This is a genomic window from Sinorhizobium numidicum, assembly GCF_029892045.1.
Taxonomy (GTDB): domain Bacteria; phylum Pseudomonadota; class Alphaproteobacteria; order Rhizobiales; family Rhizobiaceae; genus Sinorhizobium; species Sinorhizobium numidicum.
Map to the genome: position 1 here is coordinate 453,325 of NZ_CP120368.1, position 16,488 is coordinate 469,812.

13 protein-coding genes and 1 tRNA gene are annotated in these 16,488 nt (G+C 61.4%); 10 read left to right on the forward strand and 4 right to left on the reverse strand.

Annotation, left to right across the window (positions count from 1 at the left end):
- Positions 1–308 precede the first annotated feature (308 nt).
- From PYH37_RS13285 to PYH37_RS13305, 5 genes are all read left to right on the forward strand, one after another.
- Positions 309–2,306 (forward strand): methyl-accepting chemotaxis protein, encoded by a 1,998-nt coding sequence (locus PYH37_RS13285; protein WP_280735412.1) that lies wholly within the window; start codon positions 309–311, stop codon positions 2,304–2,306.
- A 233-nt stretch (positions 2,307–2,539) separates the two neighbouring features.
- Positions 2,540–3,334, forward strand: a complete 795-nt coding sequence (locus PYH37_RS13290) for a TVP38/TMEM64 family protein (protein ID WP_280735413.1) — start codon at positions 2,540–2,542, stop codon at positions 3,332–3,334.
- 20 nt (positions 3,335–3,354) lie between these two features.
- Positions 3,355–4,779, forward strand: coding sequence for a dihydrolipoyl dehydrogenase family protein (locus tag PYH37_RS13295; RefSeq protein WP_280736033.1), 1,425 nt, complete (start codon positions 3,355–3,357; stop codon positions 4,777–4,779).
- A gap of 22 nt (positions 4,780–4,801) precedes the next feature.
- On the forward strand, positions 4,802–6,280 hold the full coding sequence (locus tag PYH37_RS13300) for a sensor histidine kinase (RefSeq protein WP_280736034.1): 1,479 nt from the start codon (positions 4,802–4,804) through the stop codon (positions 6,278–6,280).
- 168 nt (positions 6,281–6,448) lie between these two features.
- Positions 6,449–6,525: transfer RNA gene (locus tag PYH37_RS13305), tRNA-Arg, on the forward strand.
- Between the two features lie 660 nt (positions 6,526–7,185).
- Here PYH37_RS13305 and gcvA read toward each other — a convergent pair.
- A complete protein-coding gene (gcvA, locus tag PYH37_RS13310) occupies positions 7,186–8,073 on the reverse strand; it encodes a transcriptional regulator GcvA (protein ID WP_280735414.1) in 888 nt (295 codons plus the stop codon).
- 139 nt (positions 8,074–8,212) lie between these two features.
- Between gcvA and PYH37_RS13315 the strand changes: the two genes are divergently transcribed.
- The 3 genes from PYH37_RS13315 (at position 8,213) to PYH37_RS13325 (ending at position 11,697) form a co-directional block, all read left to right on the forward strand.
- Complete coding sequence (locus tag PYH37_RS13315) at positions 8,213–8,470, forward strand: hypothetical protein (RefSeq protein ID WP_280735415.1); 258 nt, start codon at positions 8,213–8,215, stop codon at positions 8,468–8,470.
- Complete coding sequence (locus PYH37_RS13320; RefSeq protein WP_280735416.1) at positions 8,467–9,051, forward strand: VOC family protein; 585 nt, start codon at positions 8,467–8,469, stop codon at positions 9,049–9,051. Before PYH37_RS13315 ends, PYH37_RS13320 begins: the two co-directional genes overlap by 4 nt.
- Before the next feature lie 804 nt (positions 9,052–9,855).
- On the forward strand, positions 9,856–11,697 hold the full coding sequence (locus PYH37_RS13325) for an adenylate/guanylate cyclase domain-containing protein (RefSeq protein ID WP_280736035.1): 1,842 nt from the start codon (positions 9,856–9,858) through the stop codon (positions 11,695–11,697).
- Here the strand turns inward: PYH37_RS13325 and PYH37_RS13330 are convergent.
- Together PYH37_RS13330 and PYH37_RS13335 are read right to left on the reverse strand one after the other, a co-directional pair.
- Positions 11,694–12,152: a YHS domain-containing (seleno)protein gene (locus tag PYH37_RS13330; RefSeq protein WP_280735417.1), complete on the reverse strand. Its 459-nt coding sequence runs from the start codon at positions 12,150–12,152 to the stop codon at positions 11,694–11,696. The genes PYH37_RS13325 and PYH37_RS13330 overlap by 4 nt on opposite strands.
- A gap of 507 nt (positions 12,153–12,659) precedes the next feature.
- On the reverse strand, positions 12,660–13,685 hold the full coding sequence (locus tag PYH37_RS13335; protein WP_280734667.1) for an IS110 family RNA-guided transposase: 1,026 nt from the start codon (positions 13,683–13,685) through the stop codon (positions 12,660–12,662).
- Positions 13,686–14,230: 545 nt separating this feature from the next.
- Between PYH37_RS13335 and PYH37_RS13340 the strand changes: the two genes are divergently transcribed.
- Together PYH37_RS13340 and PYH37_RS13345 are read left to right on the forward strand one after the other, a co-directional pair.
- Entirely contained in the window at positions 14,231–14,704 is a 474-nt protein-coding gene (locus PYH37_RS13340; RefSeq protein WP_280735418.1) for a VOC family protein, read from the forward strand.
- Between the two features lie 140 nt (positions 14,705–14,844).
- Positions 14,845–15,198 (forward strand): VOC family protein, encoded by a 354-nt coding sequence (locus PYH37_RS13345; protein ID WP_280735419.1) that lies wholly within the window; start codon positions 14,845–14,847, stop codon positions 15,196–15,198.
- A gap of 241 nt (positions 15,199–15,439) precedes the next feature.
- On the opposite strand, the gene PYH37_RS13350 is transcribed toward PYH37_RS13345, so the two are convergent.
- Complete coding sequence (locus tag PYH37_RS13350) at positions 15,440–16,312, reverse strand: alpha/beta fold hydrolase (protein ID WP_280735420.1); 873 nt, start codon at positions 16,310–16,312, stop codon at positions 15,440–15,442.
- Between the last annotated feature and the right edge of the window lie 176 nt (positions 16,313–16,488).

Here is a 16,488-nt window from a genome sequence, read left to right on the forward strand (position 1 = left end):
GGCAAAGTCAATTCCCGCGCGGTGATCCCGCTGCGAGGCCGCCGCATTCATCGAGAGGATCCGCACCCGGGGGCGACCTAACGAGCGACTGCTGGACATCGGCGCCGCCGTCAAGCCTCACCGTCCGATTGCCTCTGCACCCGGCCTTCCGGCGAGACAGGGCGCCCCGCCCCCAAGATGTACCCGCTAGAATTTAGTGGAAGGGATGAGCTCTTTGTTAACCACACGTATTTTAGCATTTGCTTAGTTACGTGTATACCGCAAGTTACTTCCCGCAATGGGCGAGTAGGCGGCGAGGGGGGCAGGAAATGAAAATTCGTGGAAAAATATACCTGATCGTGGGCATCATGAGTCTGCTGGCGATCGCGATTACCGGCATGTCGTTGCTCATCGTGTCGGAATACAATGACAAGCTTCACCAATTCCAAAACGCATCCGAGCGCGCGTTCAAAGGCGAGCGCCTCAACCGGCTGGTGACGGGCGTGGTAATGGAGTCGCGCGGCGTTTACGCCGCGCCGACGATCGAACAGGCCCAGACGTTTGCTGAAGGTCTCCTCAAGAACCTCGACAAGATCGATGCGCTGCTGAAAGAGTGGCGTCCGCTGGTTCCGGCCGACACGCTCCCGTCCTTCGACGCGCTGGTGAAGCGGGCCGAGGAATTCCGGGCGTTCCGAACGGAAACGGCCCGTCTCGGTCAGATGGTTTCGCCGCAGGCTGCGAACGAGCAGGGCAACAACGATGCCAATCGCGCGAACCGCAAGGCGTTTCAGGCCGAGATCGACGTGGTCGTCGATGCCAACCTCGAATCCCTTGAGGCCATTACCGCCGAGATCGCATCCTTCGAACGCTCGATCATTCTCCTCGTTCTCGGCATCGCCGGTATCGGGCTTACAGCAGGGATCGGTGCGGCCTTCTATATCGGCACCAATCAGCTTAGCCGTCCAATCCTCGACCTGACGGACAAGATGAAAATGCTGGCCGGCGGCGATCTCTCGGTCGATGTGCCCTTTGCCGGACGCAAGGACGAAATCGGCGACATGGCGGCCGCGGTAGAGGTCTTCAAGCGGAACGGGCTCGCCGTGCGCGAGCTCAATGCGCAGGAAGCGGTGCTGCGCGAAAAGAGCGCCGATCTGCAATCGAGCATCGGCGTCGTCGTGTCGGCGGCCGCCGCCGGCGATTTTACCAAGCGCATCGGCAAGGACTACGGCAACGAAGACCTCAACCGCTTCGCAGCCAGCGTCAACGAACTCGTCAACAGTGTCGACAGCGGCATCGCCGAAACGCGGCGTGTGATCGCGAGCCTTGCTGCCGGCGATCTGACGCAAAGCATGAATGGCCATTTCCAGGGAGCCTTCGCCGAGCTGCAGAAGAACGTCAACGATACGCTGTCGACCTTGCAGAAGACCTTGCGCGAGGTTCGCACGACGACGGACTCGATCAACGGCAACGCCTCCGAACTGCGCACGGCGGCCGACGATCTTTCGAAACGCACCGAGCAGCAGGCCGCTTCCCTCGAGGAGACCTCGGCTGCCCTCGACGAGATCACGGCCGCCGTCCGCAGCTCCACCGAGCGCGCCCAGGAAGCAACAGTCATGGTCACCGAGGCGAAGGAGAGCGCGGCGGAATCGGCCTCCGTGGTTCGCAATGCCGTGGAGGCCATGGGCCGGATCGAGCAGGCATCGAGCGAGATTGGCCAGATCACCAATGTCATCGACGAGATCGCCTTCCAGACGAACCTGCTCGCCTTGAATGCAGGCGTCGAGGCGGCACGGGCGGGTGACGCCGGCAAGGGATTTGCCGTCGTCGCGCAGGAAGTGCGCGAACTCGCGCAGCGCGCTGCCAGCGCCGCCAAGGACATCAAAGCGCTGATCTCGAAATCCGGCAGCGAGGTCGCAACCGGCGTCAAGCTCGTGCAGGCGACGGGCTCGGCGCTCGGGGAGATCGAGACGCGGGTCCTCAAGATCAACGACCACATCCACTCGATCGCGACCGCCGCGCGCGAGCAGTCGACCGGCCTGAGCGAGGTCAGCACCGCGGTCAACGAGATGGATCAGGTCACTCAGCGGAATGCCGCGATGGTGGAGGAGGCGAATGCGGCGACGCACAAGCTTTCCGCCGAAGCGGACAATCTCGCAAGCCTCATTGCCTACTTCAAGGTCGATCGCGATCCGGTCCGTGCCGTCGCGCCTGCGAAGGACACGAGCCGACCGGTTGTTTCGCCCGCCCGCCGGATGATGGGCACGGTCGCCCGTGCGTTCGGCAATGGCTCGGCCGTTGCCGCTCGCGACAATTGGGAGGAATTCTGAGCCCGCAGTATCGGCTGCGAAGCTTCTCGCGGTGATGCGCCAGTCACCGCGAGAAGCTTGTTCGGGAAGCTTTGCCGACCACGCCAATGATCCGCAGCGCGGCGTTTCACGGCAACGTGAGTTGTCATCGCGCCCCGTTCACGTTGTCGTTTGCGGGCGCGACCATTCGTTATTGGTTCCCGCGCTCAATTCTCTTTAATTCAGGGGCAAATTTCGCCGAAAGCAAAAAACATATGAGCCATGGTGTCAGCAACAGGGCAGGGGACAAGGCCCTGAAGCCGTCTGGACGGAAGCCGCCTGAGCCCGGCATGCGTCCTTCGCCGTGGCGCTTCGTGCCGTTTGCCCTTCTCGTGATGGGCGGCGCCGCCTGTTACGCCCTTGGTCTGCAGGACTATGTCTCGTTGTCGGCGCTCGTTAATCACCGGGAGGCGCTCAGCGCCTATGTCGACACCCATCCCTTCAGGTCCGGTGCGGCCTTCTTCGCGGTCTACGTGGCGATCGTGGTTTTTTCGATCCCAGCGGCATCGGTGCTGACGATATTTTCCGGATTTCTGTTCGGCTGCATTCTCGGGGGAGTGATTGCGGTCTTCGCTGCTACCTTGGGATCCAGCCTTCTGTTCGTTGCCGCACGGGGCGTGCTTAGCGACCTCCTGCGGCGCCTCGCCGGACCTTCTCTGGAGCGTCTCGCCGACGGGTTTCGGCGCAACGCGTTTCTTTACCTGTTGATCTTGCGCCTGGCGCCGATCTTTCCTTTTTTCATCGTCAATATCGCGCCCGCATTCTTTGACGTGAAACTGCGCACATTCGTCGTCGCGACCCTCATCGGCATTGTGCCGGCCACTTTCGCCTATGCCTGGCTTGGTCGGGGGCTTGATGAAGTCATCGCCCGCGCGGCAGCGACCGGCGGCGAGCTTTCGCTATCGGATTTTGCCACGGCGGACATCTCACTGGCGCTCGTCGCCCTTGCACTCATTGCGGCGTTGCCTCTGGCATTCAGGATAGTACAGTCACGCCGCAAACGAGCATGACAGAGTGGCACAGGGCGCGCGTGGTGGAGACACTCACTCCAGATATCTGCGTGATCGGCGGCGGGGCTGCCGGTCTTTCCGTGGCCGCGGGTGCGGCCGCCTTCGGAGTCCCCGTCGTCCTTGTCGAGCGTAGCCGCATGGGCGGGGATTGCCTGAACTATGGCTGCGTACCATCGAAGGCGCTGATCGCGGCTGCAAAACATGCGCAGGCGATCCGGAAAGCGACCGAATTTGGCGTCTCCGCGGGAGAACCGATCATCGATTACGCGCGGCTGCGGGCGCGCATCCATTCCGTCATCGAAGGTATTGCGCCACACGATTCCGTCGACCGGTTCACCGGGCTCGGCGTGAAGGTGATCGAGGACGCCGCTCGCTTCCTTGACGAGCGAACGGTCGCCGCCGGCGATCACCTCATTCGGGCACGACGCTTTGTCATCGCCACGGGCTCGTCGCCTGCCGTTCCTCCGATCCATGGGCTGGCGGAGACACCGTTCCTCACCAACGAAACGCTCTTCGAGCTGAAGCGCTTGCCCGAGCACCTCGTCATCATCGGCGCCGGGCCGGTCGGCCTGGAGATGGCTCAAGCATACCGCCGTCTCGGCTCGCGCGTGACGGTGATCGAGAGCAGCGCGGCGCTGTCCCGGGAGGATCCTGAATTGGCGGCGATCGCGTTGGCCGAAATCCGGGCCGAGGGCACCCTCCTTCTAGAACGAACCATGATCCATTCGGTCGAGCAGGCCACGAGGGGCATTCGGCTTCTGTGCGAAACCGGGAAGGGGCGGTTTCATGTCGAGGGCAGCGATCTGCTGCTTGCTGCCGGGCGGGCTCCCAGTCACGCATCGCTTGATCTCGATGCGGCGGGCATTCGCCAGGATGCTGGGCGGATCAAGCTCGGAGCGGACCTTCGCACGAGCAATCGCCGCGTCTATGCGATCGGCGACGCGGCAGGCGGCCTGCAGTTCACCCATGCCGCCAGTTACCATGCGCGGCTCGTGCTGCAGCAGATCCTCTTTCGTCTGCCGGCGCACGAGGCGCGCGATATTGTCCCAAGGGTCACTTTCATGGACCCGGAACTCGCGCAGGTCGGTCTGACGGAACAGGAGGCGCGCGAGAAATCCGGCAGCGCAGATGTCGTTCGTTGGGACTTTTCCGGCAACGATCGCGCCCGCACCGATGGCCTTGGCCGCGGGCTGATCAAGATCGTGGTCGGGCGGCGTGGGCGAATTCTCGGAGCCGGAATTGCCGGCGCGGGGGCGGGGGAGATGATCAACCTCTGGGCATTTGCCATCACCAATCGGCTGACGCTCAAGCATTTCCGCGGCTATGTGGCGCCCTATCCGACCGTTTCCGAGATTGGAAAACAGGCGTCGATCTCCTATTATGCCCCTATGGCGCGAAATCGGCTCGTTCGGTCGGTGATCCGAATGCTGCGGTGTTTCGGCTGAGTTGCAGGGAATGTTCTTGAGTATGGTGGAAGACGCGCGGCCGACCAATGCGAGTGCGGCACCGAAAGTGGCAGTCGGGTTTCTCCGCGGGCTATCCGGAAAATTGCTGTTGCTGACGGTGACTTTCGTCATGCTGGCGGAAGTGCTGATCTTCGTTCCGTCCGTTGCCAACATGAGAATCCGCTGGCTCCAGGACCGGCTGAATACCGTGGCGGCCGCTGCGGTTGTTGTCGACGGCCTTCAGAATGTCGAGCTTCCGCGCGCCGTCCAGCGCGACACGTTGATGGCGACGGGCACCAAGGCGATCGTCATTCGCCGCAAGGATGCCTCGCGGCTGATCGCAACCGTCGACATGCCTCCCCGAATCGACGGTGAATACGACATCGCCAACTTCACGCCGCTTGCTGCGATCCGCGATGCCTTCGATACGCTGCTTTTCGGCGGCGACCGGATCGTGCGCGTCTATGGGCCGCTTGGCGAAAGCGACGCGACCATAGAGCTGGTGATGAAGGATGCCGGCCTGCGCAAGGCCATGCTCGTCTATTCGCGCAATGTCTTCCTGTTGTCGATCGTGATCTCGCTGATCACCGCGGCGCTGATCTTTCTTGCCATCAATCGCATGCTGATCGTTCCGATCCGCCGGATGACGGCAAGCATGCAGGAGTTTTCCGGCGAGCCATCCAATCCGGAGCGGCTGCTCGTGCCGCCGGAAGGCAGGGATGAGCTGGCGGTCGCCGGTCAGCACCTCGCGAACATGCAGCGCGAGCTGCAGAAAACCTTGAAACAGCAGAAGAGCCTTGCCGAGCTGGGCCTCGCCGTTTCGAAGATCAATCATGATATGCGCAACATCCTCTCTTCGGCGCAGCTCATTTCGGACCGGCTCGCCGATGTCGATGATCCGGTCGTCAAACGCTTCGCGCCGACGCTGCTCAGGACCATCGACCGCGCCGTCGGCTATACCCGAGAGGTACTCTCCTATGGACGCACCGCCGAGGCCGAACCGCGCCGCCGCTTCGTTGCTCTCCGTCCGCTGGTCGAGGACGTCGCCGAGTTGCTGGCGATCGATCGGCAGAGCGGCATCGGTTTCGAGATCCAGATCCGCGACGATGTCATGGTCGATGCGGACGCCGAGCAGCTCTTCCGCGTCGTCCATAATATCTGCCGCAACGCCGTTGAGGCGCTGAGAAATCATGAGCCGGAGGACGGTCGCCCCAGGGCGATCTGCGTTTCTGCGGTGCGAACGGGCAGCGTCGTGACGATTTCCATCGACGACACCGGACCCGGCATGCCGCCCAAGGCCCGAGAGAACCTGTTTGCCGCCTTCCGCGGCTCGGCGCGCTCGGGCGGCACGGGCCTTGGCCTCGCCATCGCCCGCGAACTCGTCCTTGCTCATGGCGGCACGATCGCGCTCGTCGAGAAGCCGACGCCCGGAACGCTGTTTCGCATCGAGCTGCCGGACCGTCCGGTGCCGCTCGACGCCTTTCGCTCGAAAGCGCATTGATCCGCTTTCTTCGAGCCGGTCGGCGTCGATGCCGGCGGCGCCGGGCCGCCATCGCGATCTTGTAGACTGCCGTCGCGAAAATGAAATTTTTTGCCGAAAGGCGCTTGCAATCACCGGAAGGACCCTTTAGAGGATCGCCACGCAAGCGGTTGTCACCGCTTCAGGCAAGCACCCGTAGCTCAGCTGGATAGAGCACCAGACTACGAATCTGGGGGTCAGGAGTTCGAATCTCTTCGGGTGCGCCATTCTCCTTCATTTGGTCGATTGGGTATTTTGCCTTTTTGGCCACTATGTTGCCTTTAGGGCAGCATGGTTGACCTATCTTCCGTAGCAACATCGTACCTTTCCCAAACCCATACGCCACACGTATACCGGGAGATGCACCCCAATGGCAACTCGCTAGAATTGCCACCAGATTGCTGAGCGGACGCGATTTGGAGTATGCGCCGACGCTACTGCATGTTTCCTTAAATCGGAACCGATTTAAGGACAAAAACATGCAGCAATTCAAAGTGCTACAGCGACCTTTGTGCGTCTGAAAGACGCACGGCGCTGTAGAATTGCGTTGGTAGCTGCGAGATAAATTGCGCGCGAAGAATGCCGCCGGGCTCTCTGTTCGAAAGCAAGTTCCGCTTCCGACCCCGTTGCCTCCTGAACATTAAAGGGGCACGGATATACGGCAGAAAGATCAAATCACGAACCACAACCTGTTCCCGGTCCCCATTCGGGCCACAGTCGAAGGTCACGAAGGGTGGATGTTTTGCCATTTGATCGGCTACCGGGAACGAGCAAGCAGCGGACTTTGCTGACCTTCGGGGTATGTCCAAGACCTGCCGTTCGCGTTACGGCCTGATGCGACCGAGTACTGCGCACCCATCACATCAGTTGATGCCTCGTGCGGCCTTCTAGCCAGCCGCCATTTCTTCAAACAACCAATCGCGGAATGCCTTGACCTTTCTCTGCCGCAGCGCACCGTCCGGGTAGACGACGTAATATTTCGACCTCGACTTCAGCGCCAGGCCGAAGGGACGTACGAGCCGCCCGGCCGCCAGGTCGGCCGAGACGAGCGCGCTCCTGCCCAGCAGTACACCCTCGCTGTGCACCGCCGCCTCGACGGCGTAGGTGGCGGAATCGAACTTTAAGCCCCTGTTCGGATTGATGTCGTCGACGCCGGCGTGCTGCAGCCACGTAGCCCAGTCGATGCGGAAGTTGTCGTGGATGAGTGTGTGGTGCCTCAGGTCGCCGGGCGACCGGAGGGGATGTTCTCCCTTCAGCAACTCCGGACTACAGACGGGAGACACCTCTTCCTCGGCCAGGAGTTCCGACACCACCCCTTCGTAGCCGCCTGCGCCATAGCGGATCGCGATGTCGATTCCGTCCCTGATGAAATCCGCGAGCACGCCCGACGTGGACAGCCGCACGTCGATGTCGCGATTTGTGCGGTGGAAACGATGGAGCCGGGGCACCAACCACCGGCCGGCAAAGCCGTCCGACGTGCTGACAGTGAGGACACCCGCCGATCGTGGCGCCGTGGCGACGATCGTCGCGGCGCCGATCCGGTCCAGGGCCGCGCCGATTTCGGCAGCATAGGCGGCGCCTGCGGGGGTGAGGCGCACGGACCGCGTTCCTCGTTCGAAGAGCTTGATGCCAAGCCGGTCCTCGATGTTGCGAATGGCGCGGCTGATCGCTCCGTGCGTCACGTTCAGCTCAGCCGCCGCTTTCGTGAAGCTCAAGTGGCGAGCCGCAGCGTCGAAGGCGGGAAGAGCGGTCAAGGGAGGGAGTTTGCGTGCCATGGCTATTTGTGAGCGTTGATCACAAATCCTGCACGATTAATCGTTTGTCGTCCAGCCGGGACCTGAGCAACATGCAGCAACGAAACAAGCTTTCTTCAACTGCCGTCGATGGCGGCGCAACATCTGAAAGGACAGGAATGTGAACGTTACTCATGCTTCTCTGAACGTCTGCGATCGAATGGAGTTGCCATCCGCGCGCTCGTCAATGGACGCATTCGGTTCCATGCGCGACGCGCCGACGGACCTTGCCGCCCGCCTCCTCGCCAGGTTCCGGCACAGCTGGACAACGCGCGGCATTGCGCGCTTTTCTGACCGCCGCCTTCGCGACATGGGCTTTGAGCGCGACTGGGATGGGTCGATCATCCCGATCGTGGATGGCCAGGAAGGATCGAGGTGAAGCGCGACACGCGTGTCCGATCGCTTCGGCTACGCGGGCGGTCGCAGCAGGACTGCACCCATTTCTCGACGGGCAGTCAAATCCAGATGCCTGCAATGATCATTCAATCGTCAAGGATGAGAGCCATGCCAAAAGTATTTCCCCATCTGTGGTTTCAAAACCAGGCCGAGGAGGCGATGGAATTTTACACGTCTGTGCTCAAGGACTCGAAGGTCCTTGGAAGCACGAACCTTCCCGACCCCGAGCTGTCGGTTGTCCGTTTCGAGTTGGCCAAGCTGCAGGTTGTTGCCCTGAACGCCAACTCGCATGTGCCGTACAACGAAGCCTTCTCCTTTCTTGTGGAGACCCAGGACCAGGCGGAGACCGATTATTACTGGAATGCACTGACGGCCGGGGGCGGTAAGGAGCAGCCATGTGGATGGCTGACGGACAAATTCGGCGTCTACTGGCAGGTGGCGCCAACCGCCTTGCTTCGGATGATCGCGGACCCGGACCGGGAAAAGGGCGGTCGTGTGATGCAGGCCATGTACAAGATGAAGAAGATCATCATTGCGGACCTTGAGGGCGCTTACCGGGGCTAACGACCTCGCAAACCGGCCAAAGCGCTGCGCCCCATCGAACCGCTGCCCGAGGGCTTCAAGGGCGGCTCGATCACCACCCCCCGGCAAACGTCGTGCACAATTGACCCCATGCTCTTCGAGGTCGAAGCCGTCGTCATTCTGGAATAGTGGCGGCGACGGATCAGGCGCGATTGCCAACTGTGATAACGGATACCGATAGGTACATATGGGGAACGTCGTCGGGCCAACATGCAAGCAATGTCCGCTCGTGGCGCACAAGAGCATCGCGGGTGCCTTGGTCGAGGGACTGCTTTCCCCCATTCCAGACCTTCCGGTGCATGCACAGCAAAGGGCCTTGCGGCGATACAATGCCTCCGACTTCTGCTACAGTGCATTCCTCGGGCATAGGTGGTCTTAAAGAACGCCGTCGTGGATCGCAAGCTTGCTGCCATTCTTGCTGCCGATGTGGTGGGCTACTCCGCGCTGATGGAGCGTGACGGCCAAGCAGGCGGCCGACGCGCGCATGTGGGCCGGGGTCCATTTTCGCTCCGATGTGGTTGCGGGCCAAAAGATCGGTGAGGGTGTGGCCGAGCAGGTCATAGCGTTCGCGGTTCCACCGCCCCAGCGGTGGGCGCGACGCTCGCCTTCGATTGGGGGCTCCTTGGGGCTAAGCACTACGGAGCCCTAGGTTCCGTAGTGCTTAGCCCAGAGCTATCGGAAAAAGGTGGCCGAAGCGCACGGGGGAGAGTCGGATTGTCAACCGAGCATGTAGAGCGGCGACTTACGGCTATTCTAGCGGCCGACATCGCCGGCTACAGCCGGCTAATGGGCAACGACGAGGAAGGTACGCTCGCCCAGCTTAAGGCGCTTCGGCATGCTCTGGTCGACCGAAAGATCAACGAACACCACGGGCGGATTGTCAAGACCACCGGCGATGGGATGCTGGTCGAGTTCGCGAGTGTGGTCGAGGCCGTGCGCTGCGCCGTCGAGATCCAGCGCGGCATGGCGGAACGAAATGTCGCGGCGCCGGCAGGACAACGTATCGACTTCCGCGTCGGCATTAATGTCGGTGACATCATCATCGAGGGTGACGACATTTTCGGGGACGGCGTCAATGTGGCGGCTCGCTTGGAGGGTCTCGCGGAGCCTGGCGGCATCTGCGTGTCGGGCCGCGTGCAAGAAGACGCGCAAGGCAGGCTTGACATTGCCTTTGAGGATATCGGCGAACAGAAGCTGAAGAACATCGCTCGGCCGGTGCGCGTATTTCGCGTGCGGCTCGACGCCACGGCCGCTCCGGCGCGCACCCGCCGGCGCCGTGGATTGTTCGCCGCTCTGGCTCTGATGATTTTGCTTACTGTAGGCGCGCTGTGGACCGGTTTTGGCTCCGAGTGGAAATTTCTCAGCAATCTGCGCCTTGGCGATCAATTCACAAAAAGTGCTGAAGTCGGCATGAAACCCGCGATCGCCATTCTCCCGTTCCTGAACCACAGCGACGATTCGGCTCGTCAGTATTTCGTGGATGGATTGACGCAGGATATCATCAACGCACTGGGTCGGTTCTCCGCGCTGACCGTGATGTCGTGGAACGCTGTAGCCCCCTACAAGGGAAAGCCTGCAAGCCCCGAGGATATTGGCCGCGGTCTCGCTGTTAGCTATCTGGTAGAAGGCAGCGTCCGCCAGACCGGCGACCGCGTGCGGGTCATCGCGCAACTCGTCGACACAAGGCAGGGACGAGTGCTTTGGTCTGCACGCTTCGAGGAGGCGCTGGCGGACGTGTTTGCGCTGCAGGACATCATTGTCACTGACATTGTCAGAGTCCTAGCGATACGCGTGACGCAGATCGAACAAAATCGAGTGTTCGCAAAGCCAACCGAAAATCTCGCAGCCTATGACTACGTGCTCCGCGCTAGGCCGGCATTGCAGCGCCCGACGCGGGCAAACAATGTGGAGGCGCGCAGCCTGCTCAAACGCGCCATCGAGCTTGACCCGAACTACGCTGCGGCCTATGCGGCACTCGCCGAAACCTATCACCTTGCCAGCTCGATGGGCTGGGCGGAGTCGCCAACCGCTTTCCTGAGCCGTGCCGAGGAATTGGCAATCAAGGCGCTGAGACTTGACGATTCCGAAGTGCGCGCGCACGTCATTCTCGGCCACATCCACCTCTTTCATCAGAGATACAACGAGGCAGAGGCGGAGATCGAGCGGGCCATTGCGATCAATCCGAACGATGCCCTCGGCCTCGCCGGGCGCGGCACCATCTTGTTGTGGCTGGGACAGACAGATGCGGCGATCGAGGCCTTGGAGCAGGCGCAGCGTATCGACCCCGATCTCAATGCGATTGATCGCTTTGCGCTGAGCCTGGCCTACTATCTGAAAGGGCGCTACGACGCGGCGATCGAACAGGCGGAACTTAATCTTCGAACAACCGCAGGCGCGAACTTCAGCCGTGTCTTACTGGCGGCCGCATATGCACAACACAACCGAGCGGAGGACGCTGCGCGTGTCGTGACGATGATACGCCGCATCGACCCAACCTTCGATCCGCAGGAGTTTGGAAACAAGTTTCTAAGCTCTGGCGATCTCGAACACCTGCGCGACGGATTCCGCAAGGCCGGCCTCTACCCCGTCTCTGGCGACCTGCCACCGGCCGAGAGAATGAACCGCTAATGTGAGTGAATTAGCGCGCGGTTCTCGTTGGCCTTCGCGATGTTCGCAGCAAGGTCCTGCTGGAAGAGCGCGGGTCCCATCGGGGCCGGCTTGCCGAAAATATAAAGCTTGCCGTCGCTGATCAGCCAGTTCTCTGGGTTGGCCTCGGTTAGCTCGCCCTCGGCCAGCGCCATCGCACAAAAATTTCCGAACTCTGGCGCGTAGCGAACAGGATCGGCCTTGAAAAGCTCGCGATGCTCGGCGTTCGCGAAGAGGTAGCGGTGCTCATCCCATTCGTACTCGATCTCCGGCAGCCCGCGCGTGGGGCTTCCGATGGTGAAATAGGCGACCGGGTCATAACCCTTGATCGCCAGCGGAACCGCTTCCGTGGCAAAAGAGGGCATTGAGGTCGCAAACAGGGCGGCTGTGACCGCCAGAACGAGGCGAATGGCATTTCGCCGAGAGACATTGTGCATGGCGAATTCCCCGATTTGACCGTCCCGGGCCGCTACCAGCCCCGCGGCAAGCGAAGCCGTCTGCGTTATTCCGTTCGGGCACTAATTATCGCTCTTGTAGCGCTCGGCCGCAACACGTTTCGGAGATTTTCGGAGTTCGAGTGTGGTGAGGCCGGCGCCCATTGCAGGGGCGCCGGGCTCCATTCTTCGTCTGCTTAGTCCGCACCGCGGTCATTCGTGCCCATCGTATTGAGCGACCGCTCTCCATCTGTGGACGCCCCCTCAAGCGCAAGTGGTTTTTCTGGAAAGGATAAGCACGTAGTCGGATGCTGCCATCTGTCCGGCCTCTGGGTGCAGTGATAAAGCTGCGGGCCTGTATGGGAGTTCGCGGACCGGATCCAAATCACCCAAAGCGTGCTTGAGAGCACGGTGGAAAGCCCTGGTTCTTCCGGTCCCGTCTCGCCGACTGGGTGCCATACCCTCCTTCGATCCTCCTGCGCCTGCGACGACCTCACATCCGCAGCGGCATCACGCCGCCGCGGCCGGAGCCCGATAAATGCCGCCGCTGGCCAACAGCGCCCAGACGATCCTCGCCATCTTGTTGGCCAGCGCCACCGTCACCAGCATGCGCGGCTTGCGCGCCATCATCTGCCCCAGCCATGATCCGGTCGGCGCACCGCGTCTGCCGGCCTGCAGCACGACGGCGCTCGCGCCGATGATCAGCAGCCGTCGCAACGTTCGCTCGCCCATCTTTGAGATGGCACCGAGCTTCTGTTTGCCGCCGCTCGACTTCTGCAACGGGGCAAGGCCGAGCCAGGCTGCAAAGTCGCGGCCCTTGCGGAACATTCCCGCCGGCGGAGCCAGGGCCACGATCGCGGTCGCGGTGATCGGGCCGACGCCGGGGATGGTCATCAACCGCCGGGCAACCGCATCTTCGCGCGAGCGTCGCGCGATCTCGCCATCCAGGCTGGCAATCTGCTCGTCCAGTACCCGCAGGCTATCGATCAGCACCTTCAAGGCCGTACGGGCGCTCTCCGGCAGCGGGCAGGCCGGATCCTCGATCCCCTCGATGAGCACCGCTATGTGAGACGGGCCCTGCGGCACGATCCAGCCATATTCCATCAGATGGCCGCGCAAGGCATTGATGAGCTGCGTGCGCTGACGAACCAGCAGATCGCGGGCGCGGAAAACAATTGCGCTTGCCTGCTGCTCTTCCTCCTTCACGGCCACAAACCGCATACTCGGGCGTTGTGCCGCCTCGCATATCGCCTCGGCATCGGCGGCATCGTTCTTGTGCCGCTTCACGAACGGCTTCACATAGGCTGGCGGGATCAGCCGAACCGTGTGGCCGAGCCTGCCGATCTCGCGCGCCCAGTAATGCGCTCCGCCGCAAGCCTCTATCGCTACGACGCATCGGGGCTGTGAGGCGAAGAAGCCAAGCAGCTTTGCGCGCGCGATCTTCTTGCTGAAAACAGCCGCACCCGACGCATTCGCGCCGTGCGCCTGAAAAACCCGCTTCGCAATGTCCAACCCGATTGTGCTAACCTCAGTCACGGACGCCTCCTCCAAGTGCTGTTCAACACCTCCACTTTGGCACATCGATGCCGTCAGGGGGCGTCCACCCCATCACCCAAAGCGGTCCCCCGGGGGAAATTGCCGCGAGTTATGGTGATGGGCAATTTACCCTGACAAAAAGGTAAGATGGCTGAATGGTCTGAAGACGAGACGCTTATTTTTCAGTGCGTTGGCCACGGCATAGGGGGTAAGCGTGGCAATCGACACATTTGTTGTTGTAGCCACGATAACTTACCTTTCTGGTCAAGAGCTTACCCTTTTTGCCAAAGCAAATTACCCTTGGCGCTGGGATGTTCGACGGTCGCTGGCCTGATCTTGCGACTTGAGTGGAAAGAGAGCTTTGCCAGGGAACGAGAAAGATCGATCCCTTGCGGACAGCGACGTTAAGGTTAGTTGCGCTTAGCGATCGCCTGGGCGAAACGGATGCTTCCGGGGTGGAGAAAAGCGGTTGGCTCCCTATTTCGGAAGAGAGCGGATGGGGAAACAAGGCCGAAATCTTGGCTTCAAAGCGAAAGGAACGCGCAATGGCAAAGAATACGATTTGCCTCTGGTACGATAAGGACGCCGAGGCTGCCGCCCGCTTCTACTCGGAGACCTTCCCTGACAGCGTGGTGAGTGCCGTGCACCGTGCACCCAGTGACTACCCATCCGGCAAAGAGGGCGACGTGTTGACGGTCGACTTCACAGTTGCGGGCATTCCTTGTCTCGGCCTCAACGGGGGTCCCGCGTTCAAGCATAACGAAGCCTTCTCTTTCCAAATCGCCACGGACGATCAGGAGGAGACCGACCGCTACTGGAATGCCATCGTCGGCAACGGCGGCCAGGAGAGCGCGTGCGGCTGGTGCAAAGACAAGTGGGGGATTTCCTGGCAAATCACGCCGCGCGTACTGACTGACGCGCTGGCGGCTGGCGGCGACGAAGCAAAGCGCGCGTTTGACGCCATGATGACCATGAAGAAAATCGACGTCGCCGCGATCGAGGCGGCGCGGCGCGGTTGACGCTCCATCGCGTCTTACGGCCAAATTGCTGCCAGAGCGTGTCTGAGCCGACCGTTAAGATGTTTTGCCGGTCAGTAGCGCTTCGCGATGATTAAAGATCGCAGATCTTGAGCGTAGCCTTACGCTAGACGGATACGGCAATGATCAGAATCGGTTCGATCGTCATCCATTGCTACGAGTTTGACCGTATGATCGCGTTCTGGCAGGAGGCCCTGCATTATGTTCCGCGTGCTCCTGCAAGCGGTGGCTGGGTTGTTCTTTGTGATCCTGAACGCAATGGCCCGAATATATCCTTTCAGGCTCGCGATCGTCGCGGCTGGAGAAGAAGTTGGCTACACTTGGACCTTTATACCGATCGCCAGGATGAAGAAGTTCGGCGTTTGCTGACCATAGGAGCAACACGATATGCGTGGCGCTACCCGGCGAAGGCAGATTACGTGGTCTTGCAGGATCCAGACGGCAATCTTTTCTGCGTCGTGCAACGGAATCAGTAAAACAGGAGTGGTAATTTGACCGTCCAATCGCTCCTGACGGCCGGGTGTTCACCAAACACTTGATGTGTCACTTGCAATCGGAGCCGAGACGGCAGGAATGGCGTACCTGATGAATGACCGCTCCCCACGCCCTCAGCAGCCGTGGTAATCGCTCGATTCGCGTGATGCGAAAGATAGGGTGGCTTGGGGCGTCCGCAACTCTCGTCACCAGCTCTTCAGGCGATGTCAATCAAGCTCTCCCCTAACTTTCGCTTTCCCGTTGAGTACGCTCGATGAACTCGAGCATGAGCGATGCGGCCTCTGCCGCGTGCGTCTCGAGCAGGAGGTGGCCGGCGTCGAAAATGTGGGCTTCCATCCTCGGCAGAGCCTTCATCCACGACAGGACCTCGGCGATATCGAAGAAGGCGTCATGCCGTCCCCAGAGCATCAGGGCAGGCGGCTGCCGGCGCGCGAGATGGTCGGCGATCTCGTCGAACCGGGCGGCGTAGCGCCCATAGTCCGCGATGAGCGGGCGCTGTGTGTTCATCCGGCCCGGCAAGCTCATCACCCGCCAGTCCTCCTCCCAGCTTTCGGCCGGGATCCGCGCAGCCACCTCTGGCGGGACATTGGCGATATACTGGTCGCGCGTGCCCGCGAATGTCAGATGCGCGGTCGCCGCCGCCTCGTTTTCCGGGCTCGGGTGCGACCAGTAGGCTTGCGTCGCGGCCCATTGCGGCCCGAGCCCCGTTCGATGAGCGTTGGCGTTTTGAACGATGAGCCCCAATACCTGTTCTGGCGCCTGCATGGCGATGTGGAAACCCACTGGAGCCCCGAAATCATGGAGGTAGACGTAGCGCGGCCCGACCGCGAGCCGGTCCAGCAGTTCCGAAATTGCCTGACCGAAGGCGGGAAACGAGACCGTCGACAGGACGTCGGACTCCCCAAAGCCAGGCAGATCGGGCGCGATCACGCGGGCGACCTGCGACAGCTTGGGCACGACCTCCCGAAACGTTCGCGCGGAGCTCGGAAATCCGTGCAGGAGCAGTACCGTGGGCGCGGACGCCTCACCTGCCGTGATGAAGGACAATTCCGTGCCGCGGGACAGGCGAAGTCGCTGCCGGGTCGCCGGCTGCATCTCCGGGCTCCTCACTTTAACCGTGTGATCTCTCACAATGTCTGCGCTGAGGTAATGTTCCAGGCGTGGCTGAACTAGCCGCGTAGGCATCCCTACTGCGCCGTCGCTTATCGGTCGCAGACAGAGAGCGTCCGCTTCTGCCGCATCGCGGGGTGCCTTTGCGAGGACCGCCCAAA

Excerpts from the sequence above, each read along its gene's own strand:
- PYH37_RS13285 (WP_280735412.1), top strand. The coding sequence starts at position 309 with ATGAAAATTCGTGGAAAAATATACCTGATCGTGGGCATCATGAGTCTG.
- PYH37_RS13290 (WP_280735413.1), top strand. The coding sequence starts at position 2,540 with ATGAGCCATGGTGTCAGCAACAGGGCAGGGGACAAGGCCCTGAAGCCG.
- PYH37_RS13300 (WP_280736034.1), top strand. The coding sequence starts at position 4,802 with ATGGTGGAAGACGCGCGGCCGACCAATGCGAGTGCGGCACCGAAAGTG.
- gcvA (WP_280735414.1), bottom strand. The coding sequence starts at position 8,073 with ATGGCACGCAAACTCCCTCCCTTGACCGCTCTTCCCGCCTTCGACGCT.
- PYH37_RS13325 (WP_280736035.1), top strand. The coding sequence starts at position 9,856 with ATGGGCAACGACGAGGAAGGTACGCTCGCCCAGCTTAAGGCGCTTCGG.
- PYH37_RS13330 (WP_280735417.1), bottom strand. The coding sequence starts at position 12,152 with ATGCACAATGTCTCTCGGCGAAATGCCATTCGCCTCGTTCTGGCGGTC.
- PYH37_RS13340 (WP_280735418.1), top strand. The coding sequence starts at position 14,231 with ATGGCAAAGAATACGATTTGCCTCTGGTACGATAAGGACGCCGAGGCT.
- PYH37_RS13345 (WP_280735419.1), top strand. The coding sequence starts at position 14,845 with ATGATCAGAATCGGTTCGATCGTCATCCATTGCTACGAGTTTGACCGT.
- PYH37_RS13350 (WP_280735420.1), bottom strand. The coding sequence starts at position 16,312 with ATGCAGCCGGCGACCCGGCAGCGACTTCGCCTGTCCCGCGGCACGGAA.